Origin of the sequence: Vibrio sp. TMPB1044, assembly GCF_030442075.1 — a bacterium.
Classification (GTDB): domain Bacteria; phylum Pseudomonadota; class Gammaproteobacteria; order Enterobacterales; family Vibrionaceae; genus Vibrio; species Vibrio satsumensis.
Map to the genome: position 1 here is coordinate 225,350 of NZ_JAUJED010000020.1, position 12,278 is coordinate 237,627.

Annotated in this window: 14 protein-coding genes; 6 read left to right on the forward strand and 8 right to left on the reverse strand. The window is 44.2% G+C overall.

Annotated elements, in window-relative coordinates:
* Nucleotides 1-158: 158 nt before the first annotated feature.
* Both QQ041_RS14635 and tsaA read right to left on the reverse strand, forming a co-directional pair.
* Entirely contained in the window at nt 159-1,874 is a 1,716-nt protein-coding gene (locus tag QQ041_RS14635) for a proline--tRNA ligase (protein ID WP_146492084.1), read from the reverse strand.
* Between the two features lie 101 nt (nt 1,875-1,975).
* Nucleotides 1,976-2,671, reverse strand: a complete 696-nt coding sequence (gene tsaA / locus QQ041_RS14640; RefSeq protein ID WP_285954309.1) for a tRNA (N6-threonylcarbamoyladenosine(37)-N6)-methyltransferase TrmO — start codon at nt 2,669-2,671, stop codon at nt 1,976-1,978.
* A gap of 123 nt (nt 2,672-2,794) precedes the next feature.
* On the opposite strand from tsaA, the gene QQ041_RS14645 reads away from it, so the two are divergent.
* The 3 genes from QQ041_RS14645 (at nt 2,795) to QQ041_RS14655 (ending at nt 5,156) form a co-directional block, all read left to right on the forward strand.
* Nucleotides 2,795-3,055, forward strand: coding sequence for a type B 50S ribosomal protein L31 (locus QQ041_RS14645; RefSeq protein ID WP_146492086.1), 261 nt, complete (start codon nt 2,795-2,797; stop codon nt 3,053-3,055).
* Complete coding sequence (ykgO, locus tag QQ041_RS14650) at nt 3,056-3,181, forward strand: type B 50S ribosomal protein L36 (RefSeq protein WP_123301017.1); 126 nt, start codon at nt 3,056-3,058, stop codon at nt 3,179-3,181.
* 388 nt (nt 3,182-3,569) lie between these two features.
* Nucleotides 3,570-5,156 carry an AbgT family transporter gene (locus QQ041_RS14655; RefSeq protein ID WP_146492087.1) on the forward strand — a complete coding sequence of 529 codons (1,587 nt, stop codon included), beginning with the start codon at nt 3,570-3,572 and terminating at the stop codon, nt 5,154-5,156.
* Nucleotides 5,157-5,266: 110 nt separating this feature from the next.
* Here the strand turns inward: QQ041_RS14655 and QQ041_RS14660 are convergent, their stop codons facing one another.
* The 4 genes from QQ041_RS14660 to QQ041_RS14675 form a co-directional block, all read right to left on the reverse strand.
* Entirely contained in the window at nt 5,267-6,196 is a 930-nt protein-coding gene (locus tag QQ041_RS14660) for a hypothetical protein (RefSeq protein WP_285954310.1), read from the reverse strand.
* Nucleotides 6,197-6,205: 9 nt separating this feature from the next.
* Nucleotides 6,206-7,369, reverse strand: coding sequence for a BamA/TamA family outer membrane protein (locus tag QQ041_RS14665; RefSeq protein ID WP_285954311.1), 1,164 nt, complete (start codon nt 7,367-7,369; stop codon nt 6,206-6,208).
* A 165-nt stretch (nt 7,370-7,534) separates the two neighbouring features.
* Nucleotides 7,535-7,984, reverse strand: coding sequence for a YaiI/YqxD family protein (locus tag QQ041_RS14670; protein WP_060982534.1), 450 nt, complete (start codon nt 7,982-7,984; stop codon nt 7,535-7,537).
* 55 nt (nt 7,985-8,039) lie between these two features.
* Nucleotides 8,040-8,327 carry a hypothetical protein gene (locus QQ041_RS14675; RefSeq protein ID WP_017069390.1) on the reverse strand — a complete coding sequence of 96 codons (288 nt, stop codon included), beginning with the start codon at nt 8,325-8,327 and terminating at the stop codon, nt 8,040-8,042.
* 747 nt (nt 8,328-9,074) lie between these two features.
* Here QQ041_RS14675 and QQ041_RS14680 point away from each other — a divergent pair.
* Nucleotides 9,075-9,593: a GNAT family N-acetyltransferase gene (locus QQ041_RS14680; protein WP_285954312.1), complete on the forward strand. Its 519-nt coding sequence runs from the start codon at nt 9,075-9,077 to the stop codon at nt 9,591-9,593.
* On the opposite strand, the gene QQ041_RS14685 is transcribed toward QQ041_RS14680, so the two are convergent.
* Entirely contained in the window at nt 9,559-9,867 is a 309-nt protein-coding gene (locus tag QQ041_RS14685; RefSeq protein WP_017060748.1) for a DUF3301 domain-containing protein, read from the reverse strand. The two genes, QQ041_RS14680 and QQ041_RS14685, sit on opposite strands and share 35 nt — an antisense overlap.
* 114 nt (nt 9,868-9,981) lie before the next feature.
* The gene (locus QQ041_RS14690) at nt 9,982-11,022 is read right to left on the reverse strand and encodes a DUF3549 family protein (RefSeq protein WP_285954313.1); all 1,041 of its coding nucleotides are present in this window, start codon (nt 11,020-11,022) and stop codon (nt 9,982-9,984) included.
* 87 nt (nt 11,023-11,109) lie between these two features.
* On the opposite strand from QQ041_RS14690, the gene QQ041_RS14695 reads away from it, so the two are divergent.
* Nucleotides 11,110-11,424 carry a YqcC family protein gene (locus QQ041_RS14695; protein ID WP_285954314.1) on the forward strand — a complete coding sequence of 105 codons (315 nt, stop codon included), beginning with the start codon at nt 11,110-11,112 and terminating at the stop codon, nt 11,422-11,424.
* A complete protein-coding gene (gene truC, locus QQ041_RS14700) occupies nt 11,424-12,173 on the forward strand; it encodes a tRNA pseudouridine(65) synthase TruC (protein WP_146492093.1) in 750 nt (249 codons plus the stop codon). Before QQ041_RS14695 ends, truC begins: the two co-directional genes overlap by 1 nt.
* The last annotated feature ends 105 nt before the right edge of the window (nt 12,174-12,278 follow it).

The following is a 12,278-nucleotide window of genomic DNA, read 5'->3' on the forward strand; positions in this document are numbered from 1 at the left end:
TAGTGAGCATGTCTAAAAAGTTGATGACACCAATATACGGACTGTTAGATGAACAGAGGATTAACTGACATTTCTTTACGTTAGGTGATTAATAGCAGGAACAAAAAAGGCTACCTAATGGCAGCCTTTCAATGTTTATCTAGTCAGTAATCGGATTACTAAGCTAGTTGAGCTTTAAGGTGCTCGATAACCGTGTCCATTGCGATAGCTTCTTTATCACCAGTACGACGGTTTTTGTATTCGAAGTTACCTTCGTCCATGCTGCGATCACCGATAACGATAGTGTGAGGAATACCCACAAGCTCGATATCTTTAAACATAACACCAGGGCGCTCTTTACGGTCATCAAATAGTACTTCGATACCCATAGCCGTTAATTCAGCGTATAGCTTCTCAGCTGCTTCTTTAACGCGCTCAGATTTGTGCATGTTCATTGGTACGATAGCAACTTGGAACGGCGCTAGTGCGTCTGGCCAAGTGATACCGAATTTATCGTGGTTTTGCTCGATAGCAGATGCAACAACACGTGAAACACCGATACCGTAACAACCCATTTCTAGGATTACGCTCTTACCATCAGGACCAAGCACGTTACAGTTCATTGCTTTAGAGTAAGTATTACCTAGTTGGAAGATGTGACCAACTTCGATACCACGCTTAAGTTGGATAGTACCTTGACCACATGGGCTAAGGTCGCCTTCAACTACGTTACGTAGGTCTTCAACCTGAGCAAGCTCTACGTCACGACCCCAGTTAATACCGAAGTAGTGCTTACCGTCTACGTTTGCACCAGCGCCAAAGTCGCTCATTACAGCAACAGAGCGGTCAACGATGAATGGCAGCTCTAGGCCAACAGGGCCAAGTGAACCAGGACCTGCACCAACAAGAGCACGGATTTCTTCTTCAGAAGCCATCTCTAGTGGAGAAGCAACCTGTGGAAGGTTTTCTGCTTTCACTTCGTTAAGCTCGTGGTCACCACGGATGACTAGAGCAATGATATCTGCTTCTACTTCATCAGATGCTTTAACGAATAGAGTCTTAACTGTCTTCTCGATTGCTAGACCGTGTTGCTCTACCAATTCTGCGATAGTTTTCGCGTTTGGTGTATCAACCAGTTTCATCTCTTGAGTTGGTGCTGCAGCATCTTCAGTAGGAGCGAGTGCTTCTGCTTTTTCGATGTTTGCTGCGTAATCTGACTCAGTTGAGAATGCGATTAGGTCTTCGCCGCTTTCAGCAAGAACGTGGAACTCTTGAGAGCCGCTGCCGCCGATTGCGCCAGAGTCAGCTAATACTGGACGGTATTCAAGGCCCATGCGGTCGAATGCTTTACAGTAAGCATCGTGCATCGCTTGGTAAGACTTTTCTAAGCCTTCTTTGTCGATATCAAAGCTGTACGCATCCATCATAGAGAATTCACGTGCACGCATTACGCCAAAGCGAGGGCGGCGCTCATCACGGAATTTAGTCTGGATTTGGTACAGGTTTAGAGGTAGCTGTTTGTAAGAGCTGATCTCGTTACGTACTAGGCTCGTTACTACTTCTTCAGCTGTTGGGCTGAGAACGAACGGACGAGAGTGACGGTCTGTGAAACGAAGTAGCTCAGGGCCCATCTTTTCAGAACGGCCAGTCTCTTCCCAAAGCTCAAACGGTTGAACTACGGGCATCAAGATTTCAACGGCACCTGCATTATCGATCTCTTGGCGAACGATATTTTCGACTTTACGCAGTACACGTAGACCAGTAGGTAGCCAAGTATATAAACCTGAAGCTAGCTTACGGATCATACCTGCACGTAGCATCAGCTGGTGGCTGATAACTTCTGCGTCGTTTGGAGTCTCTTTCAAAGTAGAAAGAAGGTAGTTACTGGTACGCATTCTATGGTATCCGTTTCATCATTGATAAAAGAAAACTTGCTGTGGTTAGTGACTACAGCAAATCTGATATAGCCGCATATAATATCAGCCTATTTGAGATCTCAAAAGCGCTCAATGTCAGTTACATTGATGAAAAGCGTTTCAACAACGAATTTTACGTTAAGATCGAACAAATTTACCGCATATTCCTTGTTGTCTGGTTTGCCTTTCTTATAGGCCGGACGTGGATCTTGGCCAAGCACTTCTTTGATCACCTGAATGATATGACGGGCTTGTGGATGGTTTGCTAGTTTACTTTGTGCTTGCTGAGAAAAGCTAACTTCTAGCACCTCTGGCTCTTCGGCGGCAAACCCTCCGAATGCATCTGGAATCGAATCCGAGTAGGGAATATAAGGTTTGATGTCGATGATCGGTGTGCCGTCTACTAAGTCGACGCTGCCGAGATTCAACCAAGTTTGCCCTTTCTCTTGAGACACACCTTTGAGTTCAACCGCAGACATGCCAATTCCATTGGGTCTGAATGTGGCACGAGACGCGAATACACCAATACGTTCATTGCCGCCAAGGCGAGGTGGCCTCACGGTTGGTTTCCATCCTGCTTCAAGGTTCTTATCGAACAAAAATAACAACCACACATGGCTAAATTGTTCAATATCACGAACAGACTCAAGGCAGTTCGCTGCTTCAACTAGCCTAACTCTTGAGGTCGAAGTGGGTACTAACCTAGGCTGTCTTGGCACAGCGAACTTCTCTTTATAAGGAGACTCAATAAAGCCAACAGGTTTAATGGTGTACATAGCAAGGTGTTCTCTGGTTTCAGTTAAGACGGAAAAATATCACAAAATCGCTTGTTTTTCTTTTGATAATGATTATCATTTGGTATGTTATAACGTATTAATTTAAATGTTTAGGGAAATACAATGAAACCGAATATCCACCCTGACTACCGCACAGTGGTGTTCCACGACACCAGTGTCGATGAGTACTTCTTGATTGGCTCAACGTTGAAAACAGAACGTACTATCGAATGGGAAGATGGCAATACTTACCCTTATTTCACGATTGAAGTATCGTCAAAGTCGCACCCTTTCTATACCGGTAAACAGAGAGTGCTACATAAAGAGGGACGTGTTGCGAACTTCACTCGTCGTTTTGGTCAATTAGGTAAGGGAGCGAAATAAATGAAAGTCGTGAAATCACTGAAAAGTGCAAAGAACCGTCACCCGGATTGTCAGATAGTAAAACGCCGAGGCCGTCACTATGTTATCTGTAAAACTAATCCGAGATTCAAAGCGGTTCAGAAATAAGCCGTCAATTTGATGTGACACGTGTGTAAAAAACGAGGGGAAAGTCAAACTTCATTCATTTGACTGCTTTTCTTTTCCCTCAAGAGGAACCGGATTAAAGATAGAGTGCTTATTTAGCGTACGATATGTTTTATTTTTAAGTGAATCAATAGGTTATATCGTTAGATATATTTGTAGTGAATGCGTGGTTGTGAATTATAAATCTAGATTTTGTATTTAATGTAGATTTATTTGCTAATTAATTGTTCAAATAGAGTTAAAAATCACCGCTTGTTACACATTTTGTAACATTTTGAATTTCTAATTGATAATTTTGTCGCGTACCCTTCGCTGGCAATTTGAACATTTTTGTCACAATTGCATAGGAATTACTACAAGGAGGGAACTGATGAGTTCATCAGCTTCAATAAAAAACAACTCGCCAAAGAAACCTATTTTTACCCGTTTTCTCGATGGTGTTGAATATTTGGGGAACCTATTACCCCACCCAATCACTCTTTTCGCAATCTTCTGTGTCGCTATTCTAGTTACTTCAGGTATCGCTGGATATTTTGAAGTGTCTGTTATGGACCCTCGCCCAGAAGGTGCTCCAGGTCGTTCTGCTGACGGAATGATCTATGTTGTAAGCTTACTGAATGCTGAAGGCTTACAACTCATCGTAACTAATCTAGTTAAAAACTTTGTTGGCTTTGCGCCATTAGGTACCGTGCTGGTTGCAATGCTAGGTGTAGCAATTGCTGAGCACTCAGGTCTATTATCTGCTGCGATGCGTGGCATGGTAATGGGCGCATCTAAGCGCATGGTTACGGTAACTGTAGTTTTTGCCGGTATCATCTCTAACACGGCTTCAGAGCTGGGTTATGTAGTACTTATCCCGCTTGCAGCAATGCTTTTCCACTCTTTGGGTCGTCACCCATTAGCGGGTCTAGCGGCAGCATTTGCTGGTGTATCTGGTGGTTACTCTGCAAACCTTCTGATCGGTACGGTTGACCCACTGCTTTCTGGTATCACAGAAACAGCAGCACAAATGATTGACCCGACTTACAGCGTTGGTCCTGAATCAAACTGGTACTTCATGTTTGTTTCTACTTTCTTCATCGCTATTACAGGTGCATTTGTAACTGAGAAGATTGTTGAGCCAAAACTGGGTAAGTACAACGACGAAGAAGCGTCTGAAGATTTATCAAATGATTCAATGGGCAAGCTAACAGACGTTGAGAAGAAAGGCCTTAAGCTTGCGGGTATCGCAGTGCTAGCGGTTTCAGCGCTTCTTGCTTGGACGATTGTTCCAGCTGATGGTGTTCTACGTTCAGCCGCAGGTACGGTTTCAGGTTCTCCATTCCTGAAAAGTATCGTAGCGTTCATCTTCGTATTCTTCGCGGTTCCTGGTTTTGTTTACGGTAAAGTTACCGGCACAATGAAAACAGACCGTGATGTGATCGAGGCAATGTCTAAGTCGATGTCTTCAATGGGCATGTACATCGTACTTGTGTTCTTTGCTGCTCAGTTTGTCGCTTTCTTCAAGTGGACTAACTTTGGTCAAGTATTCGCAGTTGCAGGTGCTACTTTCCTACAAGATATCGGCCTAACGGGTCCAATGTTGTTCTTCGCATTCATCCTAATGTGTGGCTTCATTAACCTGATGATCGGTTCAGCTTCTGCTCAGTGGGCAGTAACAGCGCCTATCTTCGTTCCAATGCTAATGCTAGTAGGTTACGCTCCTGAAACGATTCAAGCGGCTTACCGTATCGGTGATTCAACAACCAACATCATTACTCCAATGATGAGCTACTTCGGTCTTATCCTTGCGGTAGCGACGCGTTACATGAAGAACCTAGGTATCGGTACTCTGATTGCAACTATGCTTCCATACTCAATCGTGTTCTTGGTTGGTTGGAGCTTAATGTTCTACGTTTGGGTATTCGTATTTGGCCTACCAGTAGGTCCGGGCGCTGCAACGTACTACACGCCTTAGTCTTGAGTACTATATTTGTTTATAGACGGTTCGTTCTTATAGACAGTTCTCTATTAGAGAACAAAAAAACCTGCGTTTATCGCAGGTTTTTTTCGTTATGCCATTGGGAACTAGTAGGAGTAAGTCATGATGACATTGATGATTTTTCTACCCGGGCCTCCGATAAACTCTAAATTAGCTCCGTAAGTTTTCGTGATATTCCAGTTTGCTCCGATGATTGCAGAGTAGTCTTCAGCGCTCTGTTGAGATAATTGGTAAGACAGTCCATCCACACCTAGCGCGTTGTTTTCTTGGGTTAGCCCTTCGCTATGCATGTAAGCGGCACCAATATAGGGGAAAATGTTACCCCAGTTTTCAGTTTGGATAAGTTGGCCAACTCGTGGACTGAACAACATTGTTTTGGTGTTAGTACGCTCATCATCAGTGCGAGAGTGCGTCATACTGGCCGGAAGCACATAAGTGAAATCCCCAACTTGACCTACAATATTCATTGAGAACCCCCAATTCGAACCTTCAACATCGGGATAAAACTCCGGAGTGCTGACGGATTCTTTAGCGCAAGTGGGTAATCTTGGATGATTGTCGCAAGCTTTAAAGAGTGAGGTCGGTATTTCGGCTGTTAATTGTGTTCCTCCCGAGAAACGGCCTACATGCACACCCATTTGTAAGAAAGGAAACACCCAAGCCGCAGCGCGCAGTTGCATGCTTTTGCTCTCGATCTCAGGAGTACCAAAGGACACCTGAGAAAGCTCGTATCTGTCTCCTAAATCTACATCGCCAACTTGCACGCCCAAATCATACATTTCGATGTTTTGCTTAGAAGCGTTACCTATAAATGAAACAGAAAATGGTAGAGGCAGAGCGTAACCTAGATCAATTGCTTTTTGGGCATGAAAGGGCAAAGCATGCTCCCACTTTTTATTCAGCTTTTGCTGTGTTTCAGCATCAGGGAAATCGACTCGTGCACCGTCCTCTGCCTTACTTGGTGTTGAGCCTATAGCCAATGCGACAGCGGCACCTAACGTTGTAAATTTCGTCATGATGGCCTCTTAAAACGCTTCGTTGATCGACAAGTAAAGGCCTTGGGCATCATTGGATCCAAACCCGAGATCAACACGAACATTCATACGAGGTTGTAGTTCATAGCGATAACCAACGCCATAGCTGTAAATTTTATCTTGATACAGGTCATTGGTGTTTTCAGCTGTTGTAGCGAGACCTGCCCACATCGTAAAGCCATGTTTGGTGTAATCACCATTGTTCATAAATGACTGGCGATACTCCATGGTGTGCTCAACGCTGTGCATATCACGGTAGCGTCCGTAATAGATGCCACGCATAGAATCTTGGCCGCCAAAGGTCGGCAGTTCGTAATAGGGCACATCGCCTGTACTTAGGTTGGCAGTATTGAGAAAAGCGAAGGTGGCGCCTTTGATTGGTGTCCAATAAAGACGGTAATCGGCTTCGGCTTTTTCAAAATTGGAGTCACTGCCAAAGTTGTCCTGGTAGCTCGCGTATTCAAGGCTTAGAAACTGACCTTGACGTGCATTTACTGCGATGTCTCGAGTATCCCACTGTAAGGCTACCCCTAGCCCTAAAGTGAAGGGATTATCTTGACCGTAGACAAAATCGGCATCTTGAGCGACGTTTGATGAAATCGACTCTTCGATGGCCTTTTTGTACTGCAGGCGAAGTATTGGCCCTAGGTAAATGTTGTTACCTAAGTGCATTCCTAGATCGGCATTGTAAGTGACGAAATCATAGTCGACTAAGTTCTCTTCATCTTTGCCGGTATTTACCCCCGATTGATAACCTGTACCGAAATAGTACAAGCTTTGTTTTCCCATCGATAATTGGCCGAAGTAACGAAGTCGATTCTGTGGAGAAAATATTTTTTGCTTAGAGCGAACACCAAACCCTACACCGCTATCCATTTCATTGGCGATACCCACTAATGTGATAGAAGAGCGTTGAGTTTTGCTCGGTTGTTCCGGTGTGGTGTTAAATGAGTACAATCCTCCGATGGCAAGCATAAAGCCAGTTTCAGGCATGTAAGCTGGTCCCCCAAGCAGTGAAAATAATCCGTTATCTTTGTTATCTGGTGGCGAGGGGAGAACTGTATCTTCTTGTGCTAAAGAAGTAGAAGAGAATCCAAGGAGCAGGGAGCAGATCCATTGCAACGAGCCAAAAATAGTCGTTGTTTTATGTAGCATGGTGCACTCATGTGTTCACTAAAAGAGGGAGTATCTATGTCTGTGCTACGAGGAGGTAATGATCAGTTTCAATATCTGATATGTGTTAACTGTATATCTTTGTTGGGATAAGGCTTGGAGCACCATCTTGACCGGCTTCAAAATGGTGCACACAAAATAAATTGGCTATTTTGGTCGCTTAGCGAGGATTTTATCAAGGTGGTTGGCAAACTCTCGACGATCGGTTTGAGAAAGGGTACTTGGTCCGCCAGTTTGGATGCCACTTGAGCGCATAGTATCCATGAAGTCACGAATGTTCAGACGTGCTTTGATGGTCTCTTTGGTATAAAGCTCGCCACGAGAACTGAGTGCTTGCCCACCTTTGGTGATCACTTCGTCGGCCAGAGGGATATCGGATGTAATTACAAGGTCGCCAGGTTCAGTGCGTTTTACGATTTCATCATCAGCAATATCAAATCCGCTTGGCACTTGAATCGAGTGAATGTTATTGCGTTTAGGAACGGGAACCAGATGGTTTGCCACAAAGGTACATTCAACCCCTGTGCGCTCAGCTGCGCGTACGATTGTTTCTCGGATAACCTTTGGACAAGCGTCCGCATCAACCCATATCTTCATAGTGTTCTAATTTCTCTGTTAGCTTATTTATCGGTCAACTTATTGCTCAGTTGCCTTATTGATCAGTTAGTTTAGCTTCAAGCATGGCAACGCGAGCAGTGAGTTCAAGGATTTGCTTTTCCAGTTGGCTAACACGATCAAGTGCAGGCTCTTCTTGTGTCGCGACTTCAACTTTAGGAACGCGATTGGCGCTTTTCCAGCTCTTGATGGTCGTAATTAAAGCTGGCATCGGAACGGATGTGCTCATACGAGCCTTAACTAAAGCAACTGTCGGTTCTTTGCCTTGCGCTTGCAGTCCTTCAAGCACTGATTTCAACTCTTCAGAAACATCTTTTGTCAGCATGTTGATCTCCATTTTTAGTCTTCAGTCATTTTACTCGCTCTGGTGAATGATAGCGAATCATAAAACCGCCCATGGCTTGTGAGAGATCTCTTACAAAGGCTGTGAGATAACACGAATACATCGCTAGAGAGATTGATGTGCATATAGTTAAAGTGTTGAATTTTATTTGTTTTATATAATTAACAACTTTTTCGGATTCAAAATGTGATGTAAATCTATTGTCCGAAACCCTAAATCGCGTAAATTAAACCTTGTCGGAAGGATTCTGACACGGAACAGGAAAGCACCAAGGATTTGGTTATCTTCAGGATGAAGATTTGGTTACTTAGGATTGAGTGATCAAGCATGGAGCGTAAGGATATTGTAGGGATACAGTCAGTTAACAGGAAGTTAGCTGCAACGGAATGACAATGGACACCTTTAGGATTAAAGGGTTGGATTAGCATCAGGATGATGTAAAGGACACCGCTCACGGAACAAGTGATGTGCGCTAACTAGGATTGTTAGCTTTCAGGAAGATTGGACACCGCTAGGACGGCGAAGTAAAGGAAAGAGCTGAAGGATTACAGCCACTATTATGGATGATGCATGGAGCATTAATTAGTAGCCGGACTGCTGCGAGTAAGACCCTAGCCCTGACACTTCGGTGTCGGGGCTTTTCTTTTCTTGGCGTTTTATTTAGGCGCTGCTCTTTATTTAAGAGCACTACATCTGCTTTCTGCTAATGGTCAACACAAGGAGTGTTTTATGACGATAGCAACCTCAAGAACGCTGTTGGTTCCTTATACCGAACAGCTACAACACGACTTTATCAAGTTGAATTGCTGCCCCATTAATCGTGCTGAAATGAATGGGCCGCACTCTATTGCCTCTGCTAAGTACTTATTTCAAGAGATACTGCAAGACAACGTCGGCTTCTGCCGTGCGATCATCCACAACCAAACCCGTGAATATCTTGGGCATGTCTTTGTTTCATCGGAAGAGGGGAAGCATGAACTTGGTTTTATTTTGGATAAAGAATACTGGAATCAAGGTCTTGCTAGTGAGGTGCTAAAACCTTTCTTTAGTTTGGTGTGTTTTGAAGAACGTCTAACGAATGTTGTCGCGACTGTAAATGTTGGCCATAACCCATCAATTAAATTATTGGAAAAATTAGGCTTTGCATTTAAAGAGACCAAACAAGATCAGTTTGGCCCTTACCATGAATATCTCTATACCGCGTATTGTGACGTTACATTCTATGAGGCTGTAGCTCAAACCGCATAGAGCGGAAGCCTACCATAGTCAGTTTGCCTTGGTACAGGTCATCACCTAACGCTGAAAATTCAAATTGGTACACTGTATGCCAGCGCCAAATCGTGGTTAACTCATGGCGCATCTTAAGCTTATGGCCACTGAAAGCAACACTCAACAATTGTAAATCCAGCTCTTTACACTTTCTCGCAATGGCAGCCTTCGCAAGCTCTGATTGCCTGCGCTGCTGCCAAAATAGAAAGCAAAAGAAGCACAGCATCAAAATAGCCAATAAGTTATCTATCATTTAATCCATACTTCCTTTTATCTCTCTATTCCAATCGTGATTTGAGCTTATTCTTACGAGCTATTGGGGTTGAGCCAGACTGCTATTAAGTCGTTCAGCTTTTGATTTATTCGACTATTGCGACTTAGCCGCTTGTTGTAACTCAACAAGTGCATTGGCGAGTTCTGGTGATGGGTTCGAGTTCAATAATGGTAAAAATACCATTCTCAGTGTCGGAATCATCACTAAATCTGCAAATAACTGATTGAACAGGTTCTGGTTGCCTGTTTGTGCGAGGCGCAACAAGAATTGCTCAGCAATTGCTGGATCTTGTAGTGCGTGCCAGCTGCGACCAGCCAAACCAATTAACACCTCTTGGTGGCTTAGGCGTGGGCTAGCCAAGACTTGATTAATCACGGCATTCGTTGTGTTTTGCTCTGCGCCAGAAAGGGCACGTACCAGTGCTGAAAGCAAGAACAGATCCGGTTCTTGGCTATTAATCTCGCTTTCAGCCATCTCTTGTAAGCGTTGAGCCAGCTTGTCATTGATTTGCGTGTGTTCAAGTGCCCCTAGTGTTGCGTATAGAGGTTCTGATGGCAGTTTGTTCAATGCTTTACGAATCGCGACACCGTTTTGCTGGCTGCCTAGGCGAGCACACATATCGGTGATGCCTTGAAGACCAACAGTTTTCCAGTTGTCCCAGCCTAGATCGCCAGTGAAGTAGCGTTGAGCGTGTTCGTAGTATTGGCTCGTCGCCAGATCTAAACCGGCTCTTACTTGGCTATGGAACACGGCCATCTTGTCTTCTGAAGGCTTAAACGTGTATGGGTTGTTAGACAGCTTTTGTTGTTGCTCTTCGCTGATCTCGCCGTTTAAACGTGTGCCCATTGCTTCGATAACAAACTTAAGGAAGTTGCCTACATCGCCTTGATGCAATAGGCCTCTTTCGTCCAGTTTAAACTTTAGGAACCAAATCCAAGGTTGCTTGTGTTCGTTCCAGTAACTAATCGCTAAGTGAGCTTGTTTCTGAAGTGGAAATGGGTACGGCTGTTTCCCTTGCTCAACATCAGAGAATAAGGTGTTGTCGATCTTCTGAATGCGACGACCTAGGTCGTAGATATCGTATTGGCAACCGCTATTCTTTAGTAACTGAGTGAGCGTGTGAATCGTTTCCATAGTAATAAAGCTCCTAACTTTCTTTCCTAAATAGATGGTACTCTATGCCCCAATTTCAAGGTCACTAGATAAATAACTTGGTGAAAAATGACAGCTGCCACAAAGTTACCTCCTTTACTTCAACAATTAGAACAACAAATGCGCCAATGTTCGCTGTGGAGTGATGTTCCACCTTCGGACGAAGCTCTGGCGAGCGTTGAGCCTTTTGCTATTGATTCTCTGCAGCCAGAAGAGTGGTTGCAGTGGATCTTTATCGTTAAGATCAACGCAATGATGGATGCGAAAATGCCCCTACCGAAGGGCTTTGCTATCTATCCTTATTTTGGTGAAGTTTGGAAAAATGAGGCAGACAAACTCGAACTGCTAGTGACGATTCAGAGCATTGATGAGGTATGTGCGTAATGTTAGAGATCATTTATCAAGATGAGTATTTTGTCGCGGTGAATAAGCCAGCGGGCATGTTAGTGCATCGTTCATGGTTGGATAAGCACGAGACTCAATTTGTGATGCAAACACTGCGTGATCAAATTGGTCAGCACGTATTTCCTCTGCATCGCTTAGACCGCCCAACGTCTGGCGTCTTGGTGTTCGCTCTATCGAGCGAGGTTGCCTCTGAGGTGATGCCAATGTTCGCTAACCATGAGATGCAAAAGACTTATCATGCAATTGTTCGCGGATGGATAGAAGAGGGTGATACGCTCGATTACGCGCTTAAGGTTGAACTGGATAAGATCGCAGATAAGTTCGCGAAAGAAGACAAAGAAGCGCAAGAGGCGGTGACAGTTTATGAACCGCTAGCAAAAGTGGAAGTACCATATTCTACGGGGCGTTTCCCAACGAGCCGTTACTGCTTGGTTGAGATGATGCCAAAGACTGGTCGCAAACATCAGCTGCGTCGTCACATGGCTCACCTAAGACACCCAATTGTGGGTGATACTTCACATGGTGATGGTAAGCACAACCGATTGTTTCGTGATGATTTAGGTTCGCACCGTTTGTTGCTACATGCGTCTGAATTACGTTTCATTCATCCTTTCACTAAAGAAGAGTTGGTAATGAAGGCCAACCTAGATGAAACGTGGTTAAGGTTGTTTGAAACTTTTGAGTGGGACACCAACTTAATCAATGCTAAAGCGTGTTCGTCTAAGTAAAAATACACGCACCTAAGTAAGCATAGAAAGTAAAACAAAGGGCTGATAGTGATATCAGCCCTTTTTAATGTCTGCGTGATCTGAGCGTAACAACTCATCGTGGTT